Annotated in this window: 13 protein-coding genes; 3 read left to right on the top strand and 10 right to left on the bottom strand. The window is 69.8% G+C overall.

Annotated features, from left to right (window positions below; translation table 11 throughout):
- Window positions 1-36: 36 nt before the first annotated feature.
- The 7 genes from O1R50_RS01170 to O1R50_RS01140 form a co-directional block, all read right to left on the bottom strand.
- A complete protein-coding gene (locus O1R50_RS01170; RefSeq protein ID WP_270108001.1) occupies window positions 37-1,557 on the bottom strand; it encodes an FAD-dependent oxidoreductase in 1,521 nt (506 codons plus the stop codon).
- Window positions 1,558-1,585: 28 nt separating this feature from the next.
- The gene (locus O1R50_RS01165; RefSeq protein WP_270107999.1) at window positions 1,586-2,206 is read right to left on the bottom strand and encodes a GyrI-like domain-containing protein; all 621 of its coding nucleotides are present in this window, start codon (window positions 2,204-2,206) and stop codon (window positions 1,586-1,588) included.
- A gap of 56 nt (window positions 2,207-2,262) precedes the next feature.
- Window positions 2,263-3,501 carry an ROK family transcriptional regulator gene (locus O1R50_RS01160; protein WP_270107997.1) on the bottom strand — a complete coding sequence of 413 codons (1,239 nt, stop codon included), beginning with the start codon at window positions 3,499-3,501 and terminating at the stop codon, window positions 2,263-2,265.
- Between the two features lie 25 nt (window positions 3,502-3,526).
- The gene (locus O1R50_RS01155) at window positions 3,527-6,115 is read right to left on the bottom strand and encodes a beta-galactosidase (protein WP_270107996.1); all 2,589 of its coding nucleotides are present in this window, start codon (window positions 6,113-6,115) and stop codon (window positions 3,527-3,529) included.
- Window positions 6,112-7,029, bottom strand: coding sequence for a carbohydrate ABC transporter permease (locus O1R50_RS01150; RefSeq protein WP_270107995.1), 918 nt, complete (start codon window positions 7,027-7,029; stop codon window positions 6,112-6,114). Before O1R50_RS01150 ends, O1R50_RS01155 begins: the two co-directional genes overlap by 4 nt.
- Window positions 7,029-7,916, bottom strand: coding sequence for a carbohydrate ABC transporter permease (locus O1R50_RS01145; protein WP_408612573.1), 888 nt, complete (start codon window positions 7,914-7,916; stop codon window positions 7,029-7,031). The genes O1R50_RS01150 and O1R50_RS01145 overlap by 1 nt, the downstream gene beginning before the upstream one ends.
- Window positions 7,917-8,004: 88 nt before the next feature.
- On the bottom strand, window positions 8,005-9,276 hold the full coding sequence (locus O1R50_RS01140) for an ABC transporter substrate-binding protein (protein WP_270107992.1): 1,272 nt from the start codon (window positions 9,274-9,276) through the stop codon (window positions 8,005-8,007).
- Window positions 9,277-9,549: 273 nt separating this feature from the next.
- Here O1R50_RS01140 and O1R50_RS01135 point away from each other — a divergent pair, with 273 nt between their 5' ends.
- Together O1R50_RS01135 and O1R50_RS01130 are read left to right on the top strand one after the other, a co-directional pair.
- Window positions 9,550-11,307, top strand: coding sequence for an ABC transporter substrate-binding protein (locus O1R50_RS01135; protein WP_270107991.1), 1,758 nt, complete (start codon window positions 9,550-9,552; stop codon window positions 11,305-11,307).
- A gap of 19 nt (window positions 11,308-11,326) precedes the next feature.
- Window positions 11,327-12,259 carry a cation diffusion facilitator family transporter gene (locus O1R50_RS01130; protein WP_270107990.1) on the top strand — a complete coding sequence of 311 codons (933 nt, stop codon included), beginning with the start codon at window positions 11,327-11,329 and terminating at the stop codon, window positions 12,257-12,259.
- Window positions 12,260-12,280: 21 nt separating this feature from the next.
- Here the strand turns inward: O1R50_RS01130 and O1R50_RS01125 are convergent, their stop codons facing one another.
- The 3 genes from O1R50_RS01125 to O1R50_RS01115 all read right to left on the bottom strand — a co-directional run bounded on the left by O1R50_RS01125 (window position 12,281) and on the right by O1R50_RS01115 (window position 14,759).
- Entirely contained in the window at window positions 12,281-13,567 is a 1,287-nt protein-coding gene (locus tag O1R50_RS01125) for a pectate lyase family protein (RefSeq protein ID WP_270107989.1), read from the bottom strand.
- 185 nt (window positions 13,568-13,752) lie between these two features.
- Window positions 13,753-14,217, bottom strand: coding sequence for a peroxiredoxin (locus O1R50_RS01120; protein WP_270107987.1), 465 nt, complete (start codon window positions 14,215-14,217; stop codon window positions 13,753-13,755).
- A 125-nt stretch (window positions 14,218-14,342) separates the two neighbouring features.
- The gene (locus tag O1R50_RS01115; protein ID WP_270107986.1) at window positions 14,343-14,759 is read right to left on the bottom strand and encodes a DUF3052 domain-containing protein; all 417 of its coding nucleotides are present in this window, start codon (window positions 14,757-14,759) and stop codon (window positions 14,343-14,345) included.
- Window positions 14,760-15,136: 377 nt separating this feature from the next.
- On the opposite strand from O1R50_RS01115, the gene aceE reads away from it, so the two are divergent.
- Window positions 15,137-17,869 (top strand): pyruvate dehydrogenase (acetyl-transferring), homodimeric type, encoded by a 2,733-nt coding sequence (aceE, locus tag O1R50_RS01110; protein WP_270107985.1) that lies wholly within the window; start codon window positions 15,137-15,139, stop codon window positions 17,867-17,869.
- The last annotated feature ends 78 nt before the right edge of the window (window positions 17,870-17,947 follow it).

Here is a 17,947-nt window from a genome sequence, read left to right as displayed (position 1 = left end):
CGGGCGGACCGCAAAATGAGGCTCGTCACCCGGCCGCTAGTGGTGCGGGTGCCGTTCGAGCGGGGCCGCCGCGGGGCCTTGGAGGACGGCGCCGCCGGTGGAGAACCGCGAGCCGTGGCACGGGCACTCCCAGGTGTGCTCGGCGTCGTTGAAGCCGACCACGCAGCCGAGGTGGGTGCACGTGGACGAGAGGACGCGCAGGCCGCCGTCCTCGTCGCGGTAGACGGCCCGGAGCGCGCCGTCGAGGCGCATCACCGCGCCCTCGCCGGGCGCGAGCTCGTCCGGTTCGACGGGGACCGTGCGCATGCGGTCCCCGATGTAGTGGCGCACCACGTTGGCCTGGTTGGCGGCGAGGCGGCCCGCCTCCTTGAGCAGGTGGAACCGGCCGGGGCCGAACAGCTCGGCCCACGGCCGGGGCTCCCCGCCCATGGCGCCCGCGATGATGCGCGCGGCCGCGACGCCGTTGCTCATCCCCCACCCGCCGAAGCCGCACGCGACGTACACGCCGTCCTTTCCGGACAGTTCGCCGACGAACGGGACGCGGTCGGTGGTCGTGTAGTCCTGGGCGGCCCAGCGGTAGGCGATCGGCCCCGTGTCGAACCGGCCGCTCGCCCAGGCGGTCAGGCGCTCCAGCCGGAGGCTCGCGTCGAGTTCGCCGGGCGTGGCCGCCTCCCCGGTGACGATGAGGAGCCGCCGCCCCTCGCCGTACGGAGCGGTGCGCACCGAGCGCAGGTGATCCTCGCGGGTGAGGTACATGCCGCCGGGGTCGGCCGAGACCGGGATCGGCGCGGCGACCACCATTTCGCGGCGGGGCATGAGGCGCGCGTACAGCTTGATCGTGTCGACAATGACCGGGAACTGGGTCGCCATCACGACCTCGTCGCAGCGGACGCTGCCGCCGCCGTCGACGGCGAGGACGTGCCCGCCGTCGACGGATTCGAGGCCGGTCACGCGCGAGCGCTCGAAGATCTTGCCGCCGTGGGCGATGAAGTCGGCGGCGAGCGCGAGCAGGAACCGGCGCGGATGGAACTGCGCCTGGCCCTCGACCCGCACGGCGCCCGCCACCGGGAACGGCAGCCCGGTGTCGGTGGTGAACGCGGCATCCAGGCCGGCCTCGCGCGCGGCCTCGGCCTCCTCGCGCAGCGCTTCGACGCCGTCCTCGGATTCGGCGTAGACGAACGACGGGGACCGCTCGAAGTCGCAGTCGATCCCGAGCTCGTCGGCGAGGGCGGCCACGTGCTCGATCGCGTCGGTCTGCGCGTCCGCGTAGCCGCGGGCCGAGTCGTCGCCGAAGGCGTGGCGCAGGTGCGCGTAGATCGCGCCGTGCTGCGCGCTGAGCTTCGCGGTGGTGTTGCCGGTGGTGCCCGTGACGATCCGCTCGGCCTCGACCACGGCCACCGACCGGCCCGCGCGGGCCAGCTCCCAGGCCGTGCAGAGCCCGGCGATGCCGCCGCCGACGACGGCGACTTCGGCGGCGACCTCGCCTTCGACGGGCGGATACGCGGTTGCCTCGGTCGAGGCGATCCAGTAGGACTCCGGCTGGAACAGCGGTTTCATACCGCCCGGGTACCCATGGAGCCGCGTGTCACTCCACGGGCTTGACGGGCTGGCGCAGGATCGTCCTGAGCTTGGCGGGGGCGGTGCGTCTGGCGTCGCTGAGGTAGATCTCGTGGTGGTCGCCGTTGAAGGTGAGCTTGTTGTACGGCAGGTAGTGCTCGTGCAGGCGCTGCAGGACGGGCGTCTCGTCGTCGTATGAGCCGATGTGCAGGGTCTGGACGCAGAGTCCCTCCGTGAACCTGACGAACCGGAGCTGCTCGAACGCCGGGTTCGGGTGCTTCGCGGCGGCCTCCCCGGCGGCGACCGTGACCATCTCCTCGGTGATCCACTCGGGCTGGCCGATCATCATGGTCCACTCCCACGCGCCCTTTTCGCGGGTGAGGAACACGGCGGGGTCGTCGGCCCGCCACAGGCCTTCCATCGGGGCGACCACGAAGTCCCGGCCGAGGGTCCGCTTGCTGGCGAACTTCAGCGTGTACGCGGTGCCGTAGAGGGCCGCGACGGCCTCGGCGTACGCGTCGGCGGTGTTCGGGTCGCCCTTGCCGTCGACGGCCAGGTACCGGAACTCGGGCACCTCCACGAGGGCGAACGCGTCGCGCGGCGGCGAGTACAGCTGCTTGTGGGCCTTTTTGACGTCGTACTTCTCCATGCCCGCAGTGTCGCATCCCGCTGTGACAACGGCGCCTCTACAACAGAGGGGCGGCCTCAGATGGCGGTCGGCACCCGGGTGGTCACGAGGCCCACGTCGCCGAGGAAGCGCTCGAGCGCGATGGTCGCTATCCCGGTCGCGACGGAGTTGCCGCGCACCGTGGAGACCTCGATCGCGAGGTCCGAGGCGGAGTGGCCGGGCGCCTCCTCGAGCACCCGGCGGCGCACGGCCGGGACGAGGTGGTCGCCCAAAGCCCAAGCGGTCCAGCCGGTCAGGGTGATCATCTCGGGGTTGACGATCGCGCACAGGTCGGCGATCGCGGACCCGAGGTACCGGGCGGTGAGTTCGAGGGTCTCGGTGAGCGCGGGGTGCGCGGGGGGTTCGAGAGCGGCGGCGAGGGCCCCGATGAACTCGCGCTGCATCGGCACGGCCGCGAGCGGGTGCTCGGGGGCGATCGCGGCGAGGGTCTGCTGGATGCCCGCCGCGCCCACATACGCCTCGACGCATCCCAGGCGGCCGCAGCGGCACTTGCGGCCGTCGAGGGCGAGGAGGCTGTGGCCCCACTCCCCCGCCCCGTTCTGGGCGCCGCGCAGGATCGTGCCCTCGAGGACGATCCCGGCGCCGACGCCGGTGCCGAGGTTGACGGTGATCATGCTCTTGTGGCGCCTCCCCGCGCCGAACCAGAGCTCGGCGGTGGCGATCGCCTTGAGCGGGTTGTCGACGACCATCGGCAGGCCGATGCGCTCGCGCAGCAGGTCCACGTGGAGCCACGGCGCGTTCGGCACCACCACGGCGACCTCCGAGCGCCGCTGCATCCCGCCGGGGAGCGAGATGCCCACGCCGAGCACGTCGTCGCGGGTGGCGGGCGCGCCCTCGACGGCGCTCTGCTCGAGAGCGTCGTCGAGGGCGCGCGCGATCGCGTCGGCCACGTAGTCGTGCTCGTCGTGGTGCTCGTCGGTGGCGATCTCGGCGGAGGCCAGCTCGTCGAGCGCGGAGTCGAACACGGTCGCCCGCACGTACGTCTCCGCGACGTCGACGCCCACGATGCGGCCGCGGTTCCCGTTGAGCCGCAACGTGGTCGTCGGCCGTCCGATGCGCCCGCCGGTGCGGCGGGCCTCGGTGACGATGCCGCCTTCGAGCAGGTCGCTCACCACCGTGGCCACGGTCGCGTTGCTCAGGCCCGTCACGGCGGCCAGGTCGCCCCGGCTCGCCTCGCCCGCGGCCAGCAGCGCGTGCAGCACGTCGAGCCGCGACTCGCTGCGGATGTCGCGCGAGGTGCGCCTGGTGACGGCCATGTGGATCTCCTGTGCAGCTACTGGATCATTCCGGCGACGCGGCGGCGGTGACGCGCGCGAGGCGCGGCCGGTCGCCGCCCGCGGTGCCGTGGACCAGCAGGCGCACCGCGCCGGTGTTCCATGATCCCGGAATCCACAGTCGACCGGGGTCACCGCCGGTGAAGTTCGGCCGGGCCGCGTCGTCGAGCCACACGCGCCCCAGCAGTTCACCGCCCGCGAACGCGCTGACGCGCACCTGCTCGCCCTCGAACCGCAGGGAGCGGCCGCCGGACGGGACGGGCACGTCGAGCCAGACTTCCTCTCCCGGAGCGAGTTCGAGCGGCAGCGCGATCTCGGTCCCGGTGCCGTCCTTCTGGGACAGCGCGAGCAGGTCGTGGTCGGCCTGCGCCTCGACCTGCCAGTCTCGCACAGCCTCCAGCCGCAGCAGGGTTGCACCGCCGCCGTCGACCGGCCAGTGCGGCATGGTGATCGCGATCTCGCGGCCCTGACCGGGCGCGAAGTGGACCCACGGGTCGTTCGGGCTCACTACGGCCGACTCGCCGTCGACGGTGATCTCGCACGGGGTCTGGAGTCCGTCGAGGTGCAGCGCGTAGTGGCTGGTGCCGTCCACGGGCAGGCCGCGCCGGTACGTGACCGGGCGTCCGATCCGGGTGCTGCTCCAGCCCGCTAGGGTGCGCACCGGAGCCGGTTCCCCGGCCCACTGCTCACCGCCGTCCACGGTCCACAGTGAGGCGACGTCCTCGCTCGATGCGATCGCCCACACGCGGCCGAGGCCGCGCAGCGACCCGATCGCGAGGCCGGGCAGGCGCGAGTCGTCGAAGTTCGCGTGGCCCCAGGTCTCCACCGTCGCCTCGAGCCGCGAAGCGCCTTCGACCGGGAGGCGAACCGTCGCCCCGAACGTCGCGAAGCTCGGCAGCGCGGTGCCGTCGAGCGCGAGGTCAACGATGTCGCCGGCGCCCTCGATCAGGAGCTCGCCCGCACCCGCCACCGAAGCGGCGTAGTGGGTGCGGCCGCGGTAGACGCCGACCTCCTCCGAAGCCGGGGGCAGGTCGTGCGCCGAGGTCTCGCCGGTACGGGTCTCGAGTTCGAGACGCGTTGCGCCGGTGAGGCTCTCGGGTTCGGGCAGCGCCGGGGAGATGACGCCCTCGGTGCCGTCCGGGGTCGGCACGTCCTCGGGGTGGTGGACCACGACGGTCCACCGGTCCCCGCCGGAGACGACCTCGGTGAGCACCGAGCCGCCGCGTGCGGGCGCCTCGATCTCCACGGTCTGGACGCCGCCCGCGCCTTCGAGCGCGATCACGCTCGGCACGCGGGAGGCGAATTCCAGGCCCTCGCCGTCCGCTCGCACGAGGTCCGCCGAAGCGAACTTCAGCGTGCCGGGCAGGTCGAAGCCTCCGAGCGGCAGGCCCCGGACGACCAGCGCGCACGAGAAGGGCGCCAAGGCGATCGCGAGCTCGGGCAGGCCGCCCTCGGCCGCGAAGACCGCCGTGCCCGGCTCCTCGCCGAGGTTCGGGACGCCGGTGAGCGTGCCTCCGCCGTCGAGGACCAGCGCCGATCCGGAGGCGCTGGTGGGGACGTCGACGCTGAGCACGCCTTCGGCTTCGGTGGTCCGCGCGTTCGCGAGCGCCGGGCCGAGGGTGCGGCTGAGGGCCGCGAGCACGCGGGCCTCGGCCGTCTCCGCGCGGGATTCGCCCACAGGGGACAGATACCCGCCGAAGTCGTAGTCGTGGGTCATGAACCCGCCGGGGTCGCCCCAGTTGCCGACCGAGGGCGTGTACCCGAAGTCGTAGCCGGAGGCCTGGAGGTAGGGCGCGAGCAGGGTCGCGCCGCTCGCCATGAGCCGCCGCAGGGTGGTGTGCGCCCGGTTGGTCTCGGTGACGAGCAGCGGGAGCCCCTCGGCGCCCACCAGGTCGGCGTAGCGGCGCACTTCGGCCTCGATGAACGGCGAGCGGTCGTCGGGGTAGAAGTTGAACGCCGGGGCGACGCCGTCGACGCCGCCCGTCGCGCCGTTCAGGTCGCCCTGGCCCGCGCAGGCGACGAGCGGCACGTCGATGCCGTGGCCGATCGCCATGTCCCGCAGCGCGCTGATGTAGGCGTGGCGGTCGTGCGTGTCGAAGAAGTCGAGCTCGTTCTCCAGCTGCACGGCCGCGACGCTGCCGCCGCGGCCCCACTGGCGCGCGGCGAGGATCGGCATCGCTTGCGCGAACCAGCGCTCCACTTGGGCGAGGAACTTCGGTTCCGCCTGGCGCAGTTGCAGTCCGTCTTCGAGCGCGAGCCACGAGGGCAGCGCGCCGCCGTCCCATTCGGAGCAGATGTACGGGCCGGGCCGCGCGATGACCGCGAGGCCGGCCTCGTGCGCGAGGTCGAGGAACGCGCCGACGTCGCGGCGGCCCTCGAAGTCCCACACGCCCGGGGCGGTCTCGTGGAAGTTCCACGGCAGGTAGACGTCGATCGCGCGGTAGCCGGTGGCGCGCACCTGCGCGAGCCGCGCCTCCCAGACCTCGCGGGGAAGCCGGAAGTAGAACAGCGACGCGCACAGCAGCGCTTCCTCGCGGTCGTCGAGGACGAGCCCAGAGCGTCCGAGCCGGACGGTCGCGGTGGACGGATCAGTCACTTCACACCAGCACTTCCACCTTGGAGGTTCATTTCGTACAGGTACTTCTGGCCGAGGTAGTAGATGACGATCATCGGCAGGGTCAGCATGATCGACCCGACCATGACGAGGTTCCACGGCGGCAGCTGCATCTCGTTGCTCGTGCTCGTCATGTACTGCAGGCCGAGCGCGAGCGGCATCTGGTTCTCGGCGTTGAGGTAGATGAGCGGGCCCATGAAGTCGCCCCACGCGTGCGTGAGCGTGAAGATCGCGATCGCGGTGAGGATCGGCCACATCATCGGCAGGATGATCCTGCGGTAGACGCCGAAGTAGCCGAGCCCGTCCATCTGCGCCGCCTCGTCGAGCTCCCCGGAGATGCGGGAGACGAACTGCCGCACCAGGAACACGTTGAACGCGTTGGTGAAGAAGTTCGGGATGATGAGCGGCAGGTAGGTGTTGACCCAGCCGAGCTCCTTGAACAGCAGGAACTGCGGGATCATGGTGATCTGCGCGGGGATCATCATCGTGGCGAGCACGATCATGAACATGACGCCCTTGCCCGGCGCCCGCAGCCGCGCGAACGCGTACCCGACGAGCGAGGACGAGATCACCTGGCCGACGGCCGAGAGGGTCGCGATGATGACCGAGTTGCCGACGAACCGCCCGACCGGCAGGCCCGTGGCGGTGAAGACCTCGGTGAAGTTGCGCCATTCGAACTCGGTCGGGATCACGGTGAACGCGTTCTGCGAGCTCGTCAGGTCGCTCGAGAGCGCGATCGAGATCATGAGGATGAACGGCACGAAGAAGATCGCCGAGACGACCAGGAGCACCGCGTACGTGGCGGGCGAGGCTTTGAAGACCGAGAGGCCGCGTGTGGCGAAGTCCTTCTCGGACTTGCCTTTGGCTCCCGTCGCGGTTTCGGTGGCGAGGGCCATCAGCGCACCTCCGTCTCGTAGAAGACCCATTTGCGGGACGTGCGGAAGGCGATCAGGGTGAACGCCATGATCACGATGAAGAGCAGCCAGGCGACCGCCGAGGCGTAACCGAAGTGGTAGAAGCGGAACGCCTCGTCGAACAGGAGCGGCACCATCGTCTTGCTGGCGTTGTTCGGACCGCCGGCGGTGAGGATGTAGACCTGCGAGAAGATCTGGAACGCCCCGATCAGCCCCATGATGAGGTTGAAGAAGATCACCGGGGTGATCTGCGGGAACGTGACGGACCAGAACTGGCGCCAGGGAGTGGCGCCGTCGATCTCGGCGGCCTCGTAGAGCTCGCGCGGGATGCCGTTCATCGCCGAGAGCAGGAGCACCGTGGCGCCGCCCGCGCCCCAGGCGGAGAGGACGATCAGGGCGGGCTTGACCCAGGTCTCGTCGATGAGCCAGCTGGGGCCGTCGATGCCGAACCAGCCGAGCATGTCGTTGAGCGGCCCCGAGGGCGCGAGCACCATCTTGAAGACCATCGCGGTCGCGACGAGCGGGACGAGCGTGGGCAGGTAGATGAAGGTGCGGAAGAGCTTGCGTCCGCGCACCCGCTTGTTGAGCAGGTTCGCCAGCCACACGCCGATGACCAGGCCGAGCGGGACGGAGACCGCCGCGTAGTAGAAGGTGTTCCACAGCGCCTTCCAGAAGACCGGGTCCTCGGTGAGCGCTTCGGTGTAGTTCTGCAGCCCGACCCATTCGGGGGCCGTGAACGAGTCCCACTCCGTCAGCGAGATGTAGACGGAGGCGATCATGGGGCCGAGCAGGAACCCGACGAATCCGATCAGCCACGGCGAGATGAAGAGCCAGAAGTAGAAGGCCTCCTTCTTGCGCCGCGAGGACATCTTGTGGCGACGCCTCCCGGCGCCGCGCGACTCGCGCGCGGCGCCGGGGGCTTCGTCGGCAACGACGAGGTTCGACATCGGAGCGTTCCTACTCGATGACCGACTCGAGCTGCGTCTGGATCTTGTCCAGTTCGGTCTTGGCGTCGCCGCCCTCGTTCCAGAAGGTGCCGAGGTTGTCGTTGAACGTCGCCTGCATCTCCTCCCACTCGGGGATGAAGGGAGCGCGGAAGATGAACTCGGAGGACTCGCCGAACGCGCCCATGTTCAGGCCTTCGGGAGCCCACGCGGGCTTGAGGAACGCGTCGGACTGCTGCACCTGGATGTTGGCGGGCACGTCCTGGGCCTTGTCGATGATGACCGTCTGGGCCTCGGTGTCGGTGAGGAAGTCGATCGCCTCGAAGGCCTTCTCGGGGTTGTCGCTGTCGCGGGTGATGGACAGGCCGGAACCGAAGGCGGAGACCGCCTGCTCCTTGCCGCCCCACAGCGGCGCGATGCCCCAGTTGATGTCGGACTCGAGGAGTCCGCCGATGCCCCAGAAACCGGTGGCGTTCATCGCGACGGTGCCCGCGGCGAAGGCGGGGTCGCCGCCCATGTCCGGGCCCATGTCGGCGTACTCGGCCGCGGTCGGCGCGTAGTGGTACTTGTACTGCAGGTCGTTGGCCCACTGGAGCGCGTCGACGACCTCAGGGGAGTTGACGGCGGGCTTGCCGCTGTCGTCGATGATCTGGCCGCCGTTCTGGTAGGCGAAGCTCCACCACTGGGCCCACCAGCCCGCGCCGGAGAAGCCCCACTGCTCGCCGGGGATGGTCAGCTTCTCCATGGCGGCCTGGGCGTCTTCCTGGGTCCAGGCGGCGGTCGGGTACTCGACGCCGGCGGCGTCGAAGAGGTCCTTGTTGTAGTAGAGGATCATCGCGCCCGAGCGGTCGGGGATCGCGTAGGTCTGGTCCTCATAGGTGTAGAGCTCGCCCGCGGGGCCGAAGCGCGCGTCCATGTCGAGGCCGGCGGACTCGATGTACTCGTCGAGCGGCAGCAGCTGGCTCTTGGAGGAGTACGAGTTGACGTTCTCGGCCACCTGCATGATGTCGGGGCCGTCGCCGCCCGCGATCATCGTCTGGACCTTCTGCGCGTACTGGTCCGAGGGGATCAGCTGGAGTTCGATCTTGGTGTCGGGGTTCGCGGCCTCGTAGAGGTCGATGCGGGCCTGGTAGGTCTCCTTGTCGAGGTCGCCGCCCCAGACCACCATCTTGAGGGTGCCGTCGTCCTCGGCCTCGCCTCCGCCGCAGGCGGCGAGGGCCGCCGCACCGAGCAATACCGTCGCGGCGAGCCCGGCGCCTCTGCGCCATTGAGCCTTGTCCACCATGTCTTCCGCCTCCTTGCGGTCGGGGGTTCGGACGCCGGCGGGCCGCCGGCGCGAGTTAAGACAAGGCAAAATCTAACCCATAGATAAAGGGTTGGATAGACGTGTTGGGTAACGATTTCGACGCGGTGAACATCGGATGACCGGACCGTGCCTCGGCCCGCGGGGGCGTACGCTAGTATTCCTATCGTTTTAATAGACTTCCATTTCGGACGGCATTATGGTGTGATGCATGTCTGTGAGTCTTTCCCCCGGAATAACGTGAAAGAGCCTGCTATGCCCCCGACATCACCCCGCCGCGAGCTCCGGGCCACCAGCCTCGCCGCCGCGGCCGCCGCTCTCGCCCTGACCTTGACCGCCTGCGGCGGCGAGGAGCCCGCCGAGACCGGCGTCGGCTTCGAGGACTGCCTGACCGAACCCACTACCTGCAACTCCGGTCCCCGCGCCGACGGCGGCGATCTCGTCTGGGCGGTGGGCGGCCAATGGGAGGCCTGGGGCCAGGCCGACCTCTACGGCTCCAGCCTGTCCACTTCGATCATCAACCAGCCGCTGCGCCCCAGCGTGTTCACGTACGACCAGGCGGGCGAGATCCACTACAACGACGGCATCTACACCGAGGGCCCCGAACTGCTCTCGGAATCACCGCTCACCGTCGCCTACCACCTCAAGCCGGAGGCGACCTGGGGCGAGGGCACCCCGATCGGCCTCGACGACTTCCTCTGGCACTGGAAGGCCACCTCCACCGACGAGGCCCAGTGCGCCGGGTGCACCCCCGCCACCGACTACGGCTCCAATGTGGCCTCCATCGAACAGGGCGAGGGCAGCACGATCGTCGTCACCTACAAGGGCGGCTACCTCGACGCCGAGTGGTACGCCGCGCAGGTCATCACCCACCCCGCGCACATCGCCGAGGCCCGCGGCCACGCCGACTGGCGCACCGACCCCGCCGTGATGGCCGCGTCCGTCGCCGACTTCTCCGAGAACCCGCCCCTCGACTACAGCGCCGGGCCGTTCCGGATGGTCGAGGGCGTGCTCGGCGACTACGCGAAGTACGTGCCGAACCCGGAGTGGACCGGATCCCAGCAGTCCACGCTCGACTCCTTGACGCTCAAATACATCGAGGGCGCCGACGCCATGGCCACCGAGCTGCGGCAGGGCACCATCCACGGGGCCGCGCCCTCCAGCTTCGACCCCGAGATCCTCGACCAGCTCGCCGCCGAGTCCGGGCTGAAGTACAGCGTCGCGCCCCAGTCCGGCTGGTCCCACATCGACGCGAACTTCGACAACCCGTTCCTGGCCGCCGAACCGCTGCGCCGCGCGATCTTCACCGCGATCGACGCGGACGAGATCAACGCCCGCGCGTACGGCACCGCCTTCGAGGACACCGAGACGATGACGAACGTGCTGTTCCGCCCCGGCTCGGAGTACCACACCGACCAGATCGGCGACTCCGGCCTCGGCTCGGGCGACCAGGCCGCGGCCCGCGCGATCCTCGAGGAGGCCGGGTACACGTGGGAGGGCGACGCGCTGCTCACTCCTGAAGGCGAGCCGGTGTCGCTGCGCTTCCGCACCGGCATCGAGGGCGAGGCGTTCACGCCGATCATCCAGGACCTCGTCATCACGTACCTGGGCGACCTCGGCATCGACCTCACCACCGACCCGATCCCCGGGGGCGACCTGAACTCGGTGCTCGAGGAGCGCGACTGGGACCTGATCCTGTTCTCCTGGATCGAGACCCCGCTGTTCGCCTCCTCCGCGGCCGACTACTGGGGCGAGGGCAACCACACCGGGTTCCAGGACGACCGGGTGGACGCCATCGTCGCCGAGCTCGCCGCCACCCTCGACCGCGACCGCGCCGCCGAACTCAACAACGAGGCCGCGCAGATCTCCATCGACGAGTCCGTGCAGCTGCCGCTGGCGTGGACCCCGCAGCTGGTCATGGTCGACCGGGACGTCGTGAACGTGCGCGACAACTGGGCGACCACGATGCGGGTCTTCTACAACGTGGGGGAATGGGGTTTCGCCCAGGAATGACTCGCCTAGGCTCGGAGCCGTGAGCGATGCGGCGGCGGAGGTCAAGTCCGAGAGCGTGATCACGGTGCTCGTCGCCGCGCTGATGAACCTCGGCATCGCCCTGGCGAAGCTCGTCGCCGGGATCCTGGGCGGCTCGGCGGCGATGGTCTCAGAGGCCGCGCACTCGGCGGCCGACACCGTCACCCAGGCCATGCTGTACATCGCCCTGCGCAGCAGCGCGAAGCCCGCCGACGAGGCGCACCCCTTCGGCTACGGCAGCACGGCCTACCTGTGGGCGGCACTCGCGGCGGCGTTCACGTTCGTGGCGGGCGGCCTGTTCTCCATCACGCACGGTTTCCACTCGCTGCGCGGCGGCGCCGAGAGCGACTACGTCCTCTCCTACGTGGTCCTTGCGATCTCGTTCGTGCTCGAAGGCGTCTCGTTCATTCGGACGATCACGCAGGTGCGGCGCGAGTCGCGGTACTGGAAGGTGAGCCCGGTCCGGTTCCTGCGGCGGACGCCCGACACGACCGTGAAGGCGGTGTTCCTGGAGGACTTCGCCGCGCTCATCGGGTTGCTGCTGGCCGCCGCGGGCCTCGCACTCGCCCAGATCACCGGCGACCCGGTGTGGGACGGGGTCGCCTCGATCCTCATCGGCGCGCTGCTGCTCACGGTGGCCGTCCTGCTCGGCCGCGCCAACATCGCGTTCCTCATCGGACTGAGCCTGCCGCCCCGGTTCCGCGACGCGGTGCGCACCGAACTCGAAGCGGGCGAGGACATCGCGGCCGTGCAGGACCTCTTGACGCTCCAGCTCGGACCCGCCTCGGTGCTGGTCGCGGCCAAGATCGACTTCCGCGACAGCGCGAGCGGCGAGGCCATCGAGCGCTCGAGCCGCGCGGTCGAGGCCCGGCTGCGCGAGCGCTACCCGATGGTGCGGTACGTGTTCCTGAGCCCTTGGGGCGACGCCCCGTGAGCCGGGCGAGTGCCGGGCGCGCTAGCCGAGCCTGCCCGCTCCGGCCCAGGCCGGCACCAGGATCGGGACGAGCCGGACGGCGTGGATCTTGCCGTGGAGGACCGGCAGTTCGGTGACGGTGTCGCTCATGGGCGCCTCCGGGTTGGCCTCGTTCCAGGCGGCGAGCAGGTCGGTGCGCTGCCCGTTGAAGAGGCTGCCCTCGACGTGCATGGCGTCGCCGCCCCAGTTGTAGATCGCGGCGGAGGCGTCGACGCCTTCGACGTCCCAGGCGTTGTTCTCGGCGTAGATCTGCGAGTACCTGCCCGCGCCGATCGAGTAGAAGTACGGGTAGCCCGAGTCCGGGTCGTACGTGTAGTAGTTGTTGTAGACGTGGTTCTGGCCCCAGCGCAGGCGCGGAGCGCGCTGGGCGGCGTTCTCGAACCAGTTGTGGTGCACGGTGACGCGCAGCTTGTCGTCTTCGCCGTAGCGGTCGGAGTCGGTGTTGCCGATGAGCATGGTCTTGTCGTGGTTCTGGATGTGGTTCCAGGACACGGTGACCAGGTCGGAGGCGCGCACGATGTCGATGGCACCGTCGAGGTACTCGACGCGGGCGCCCCAGATGACGGGCGCCTGGTAGTCGTGGGTGGTGCCGTCGGTGACCGTGAGGTGGTCGAGCCACACGTGGGTGGAGCCGGAGACCTCGAAGTTGTCGAACTCGCCGTCCCAGGCGGTGCCCTCCCAGGCGGGGAAGCAGTCGTACGAGTCGTGGACGCCGAGGTTGCGGACGATCACGTTCTCGGTGTTGCTGATGAAGAACGCGCCGTGGGTGACCGAGGCGTCGCCCGCGCCGACGATGGTGGTGTTGGCGCCGATGGAGAGCAGCACGTGCTGGCGGTAGGCGTTGTAGGAGCGGACCCGGGCCTGCTCGACCGGCCCGGAGGGGGCGTTCCAGCCCCAGACCTCGGGGTCGTAGGTCTCGAGGTAGGACTCCCACGTGTAGCCGGGGTCGTTCCAGTCCTCGCAGGTGAGGGCATTGCCTTCGGCGTCGGTCCAGGCGTCGATGTCGCCCTTGACCTTGACGATCTTGGGCTCGTCGCCCGCCACCGCCGCTTTGAGCTCGGCCCAGGTGTCCACGGTGTACACGTGGTCGCGGGCGGCGTCGGAGCCGCCGGTGGTGCCGCCGTCGTACGCGGCCCAGCCGTCGTCGGCGGCGATCGCCTGCCGGCCGAGGTCGAAGCGGCCGTGGGCGTCGGCGGCGCCGGGCACGGCGGTGGCGGCCAGGACCGCGATCGCGGCCGCGGCGAGTACTCGTCTGGCAGGACTGTTCATCGTCGAAGGTCCTTTCGGGGGTGAGGGTGGCGACTCGGCTCGCACCACCGAGCGCAACCGGTTGCAAGAAACCGGTTGCCTTAGCTTGGCCCAACCGAAACCCCATGTCAAGCATTCGCCTATGTCAATATCGCCGGACATGGCGAAGGGCCGCCGGGATACCCCGGCGGCCCTTTCGGATGGTCCTAAGCGGCCAGTTCGGACAGGGCCTTCTGCCACGCGCCCTGGTCGCGGGCCTCGCCCGGCATGTTCATCTCGGCGAAGCGGACGACGCCCTGCTTGTCGATGACGAAGGTGCCGCGGTTCGCCATGCCGTTCTCGTCGTTGAAGACGCCGTAGGCCTGGGCGACCGCGCCGTGCGGCCAGAAGTCGCTGAGCAGCGGGAACTCGAAGCCCTGCTGGTTCGCCCAGACCTTGTGGGCGTACGGGGAGTCGATGGAGACGCTGAGGACCTGGACGTCGTCGCTCTGGTAGGCGTCGAGGTTGTCGCGGATGCCGCACAGCTCGCCCTCGCACACGCCCGTGAACGCGAACGGGTAGAACACCAGCAGGACGTTCTTCTCGCCGAGGAAGTCGTCGAGGCTCACTTCCTGGTTGTTCTGGTCCTTCAGGGTGAAGCCGGGGGCCTTGGTTCCGGGTTCGATCGTCATGCGCGCTCCTCGCGGTGCGGCCCTCGCGGAGGGCCTTTGAATCCTGACGAGCTGAACGTTAGCGGCAGGCGCCCGGACCGGCGATCGGGCCCGCCGGAAAGCGGGCCCTCGCGACATTCCGGGACTCAGCGGCGGGCGACGACCATGCGGGACGCGACCCAGTCCGGGGAGGCGTTCAGGGTCTTCGTCGATTTCAGGCCGGCGAGGGTCGTCGACTCCTCGATGTCGGCCGGCTCGATGTGGCCGGGCCGTCCCGCCTTGGGGGTGAGGAGCCACACGACGCCGTCGTCGGCGAGCGGGTCGCGGGCGTCGAGGAGGAGGTCGACGAGGTCGCCGTCCTCTTCGCGGCACCACAGGAGCACCGCCCCCACGATCTCGTCGGAGTCCTCGTCGAGGAGTTCCCCGACCGCCTCGATGACGGCGCTGCGCAAGGCGGCGTCGACGTCGGTGTCGAAGCCGATCTCCATGACGGACTCGACGCCTTCGAGTCCGAGTCGCTGCACCACGCTCGATGAGTCCACCGGGCTGCTCGGAGCGTTCACTGCGTCCCCTCCATTGGTCGGGCTGCCAGAGCGTCCGCTCTGCTCTGCACAGCATATGAAGTAGACCATAGGCGCCGCGGCATATCCAGCGCTCGCGCACGCGCGCGGAAAGAGGTCCGCCCGGCGCTTCCGCAAAGCCGTCCAAGGACTTCGTGCGGACACGTTCACACGGCGGTGATCTCGCTTTCCGAGACGGCTTTCACGACGCTGCAGGTGAGCGCGTTTCATAGTTGCGGGGAGTGTGGGCGCGGTCGCATCAAGGCGGGTGGGTCGACGATGCTCGCGGTAGATTCAAGGGAGGATGGTAGAAAACGATGACACTCTGCTGCCTGAAGAGCAACCCTGCAAAGCCGCAGTCTTAGAACGAGGGATCGCCCGTGACCACGGAACAGAACCGGCCGCCCATCAGTGACGGATTGCCGACCCAAGGACCGGACACTGACCCTGGGGAGACCAGCGAGTGGCTGGAATCCCTGGACGGCCTCCTCGACGGCGGCGGGCGCACCCGTGCCCGCTACGTCATGCAGCGGCTGCTCGAGCACGCCCGCAAGCGCCAGATCGGCGTACCGGCGTCCACGAGCACCGACTATGTGAACACCATTCCCGTCGAGGCCGAGCCGCACTACCCCGGCGACGAGGCCATCGAGCACCGCATCCGCTCGTACGTGCGCTGGAACGCGGCGATGACGGTCCACCGCGCGCAGCGACCCGGTATCGGCGTGGGCGGCCACATCTCGACGTACGCCTCCGCGGCGAACCTCTACGAGGTCGGCTACAACCACTTCTTCCGCGGCCGCGACCACGAGGGCGGCGGCGACCAGATCTTCTTCCAGGGCCACGCCTCCCCCGGCATGTACGCCCGCTCGTTCGTCGAGGGCCGGCTCACCGAGGACGACCTCGACGGCTTCCGCCAGGAGGTCTCGCGGCCGCAGGGCGGGCTCCCCTCCTATCCGCACCCGCGCCTCATGCCGGACTACTGGCAGTTCCCCACGGTGTCCATGGGCCTGGGCCCGATCAACGCGATCTACCAGGCGCTCTTCAACCGCTACATGGACGACCGCGGCATCAAGGACACCAAGAAGCAGCAGGTGTGGGCGTTCCTCGGCGACGGCGAGATGGACGAGGTCGAGTCGCGCGGCGCGCTGCAGTTCGCGGCCGGCGCCGAGCTCGACAACCTCACGTTCGTCGTCAACTGCAACCTCCAGCGCCTTGACGGCCCGGTGCGCGGCAACGGCAAGATCGTGCAGGAGCTCGAGTCGTACTTCCGCGGCGCGGGCTGGAACGTCATCAAGGTCATGTGGGGCCGCGAGTGGGACCCGCTGCTCGCCGCGGACGCCGACGGAGCGCTGGTGAACCTCATGAACACCACCCCCGACGGCGACTTCCAGACCTTCAAGGCCGAGTCGGGCGCGTTCATCCGCGAGCACTTCTTCGGCCGCGACACGCGCACGAAGGCGCTCGCGCAGCCCCTGTCGGACGACGACATCTGGAACCTTCGCCGGGGCGGCCACGACGACCGCAAGATCTACGCCGCGTACAAGGCCGCGATGGACCACGAGGGCCAGCCGACGGTGATCCTCGCGCACACCGTCAAGGGCTACAAGCTGGGCTCGACCTTCGAGGGCCGCAACGCGACCCACCAGATGAAGAAGCTCTCGCTCGACGACCTCAAGGGCTTCCGCGACGCCCTCGACATGCCCGTCACCGACGCGCAGCTCGAGGCCAGCCCGTACCTGCCGCCGTACATCAAGCCCGAGGCCGGTTCGCCCGAGGACGAGTACCTGCAGGCCCGCCGCGCCGCCCTCGGCGGTTCGATCCCCAAGCGCCGCAACACGGTCATCCCGCTGAGCCTGCCCGGCGAGGAGGCGTACAAGTCGACCCGCCGCGGCTCGGGCAAGCAGAAGGCCGCCACGACCATGGCGCTGGTGCGCCTGCTCAAGGACCTCATGCGGGACAAGGAGACCGGCAAGCGCTGGGTCCCGATCATCCCCGACGAGGCGCGCACGTTCGGCATGGACGCGATGTTCCCGACAGCGAAGATCTGGTCGACGCACGGCCAGCAGTACCTGTCGGTGGACCGCGACCTGTTCCTCTCCTACAAGGAGTCCGCGCAGGGCCAGCTCATGCACGTGGGCATCAACGAGGCCGGTTCGATGGCCGCGTTCACGGCCGCGGGCACCGCCGGCGACACGCTCGGCGAGCCGATGATCCCGTTCTACATCTTCTACTCGATGTTCGGGTTCCAGCGGACCGCCGACTCGATCTGGGCCGCCACCGACCAGCTCGCGAACGGCTTCCTCATCGGCGCCACCGCCGGGCGCACCACGCTCAACGGCGAGGGCCTGCAGCACGAGGACGGCCACTCGCTGCTCCTCGCGCACACCAACCCGGCGGTCGTCTCCTACGACCCGGCGTACGGCTACGAGATCGGGCACATCGTCCAGGACGGCCTGCGCCGCATGTACGGCGAGGGCGAGCACGTCTTCTACTACATGACCGTCTACAACGAGCCGATCGTGCAGCCCGCCGAGCCGGAGGACGTGGACGTCGAGGGCATCCTCAGGGGCATCCACAAGGTCCAGACCGCGGAGGGCTCCGGCCCCCGAGTACAGCTGCTGACCTCGGGTTCGGGCATGTCCTGGGCCGTCAAGGCCGCGGAGCTGCTCGCCGCCGACTGGGGCGTGGCCGCCGATGTCTGGTCGGTCACCTCGTGGACCGAGCTGAGCCGCGACGGCATCGCCGCCGACCGCCACAACCTCCGCCACCCGGAGGCCGAGAAGCAGGTCCCGTACGTGACGCGGAAGCTCGCGAGCGCCGAGGGCCCGTTCATCGCCGTCAGCGACTACATGCGGGCCGTGCCGGACCTCATCAGCCGCTGGGTGCCGGGCGACTACACCTCGCTGGGCACGGACGGCTTCGGCCACTCCGACACCCGCGGGGCCCTGCGCCGCCACTTCAACGTCGACGCCGAGTCGATCACCGTGGCCGCCCTCCAGCAGCTCGCCGCCCGCGGCGAGGTCAAGCCGGAGCTGGCCGCCCAGGCGGCCGCCAAGTACCAGATCACCGACCCGACCGCCGCCGAAGCCGGCGAAGCGGGCGGCGACTCCTAGTACGACGCAAAAGGGCGGGGCCGCGAGCATTGCGCGCGGCCCCGCCCGTCGACGTGCCCGGGCCTAGTGGCGGGGGGC

Source organism: Glycomyces luteolus (assembly GCF_027622875.1).
Lineage (GTDB): Bacteria > Actinomycetota > Actinomycetes > Mycobacteriales > Micromonosporaceae > Glycomyces > Glycomyces luteolus.
The sequence above is the reverse complement of the archived record's forward strand: the minus strand, read 5'-3'. Positions and strand labels throughout refer to the sequence as shown.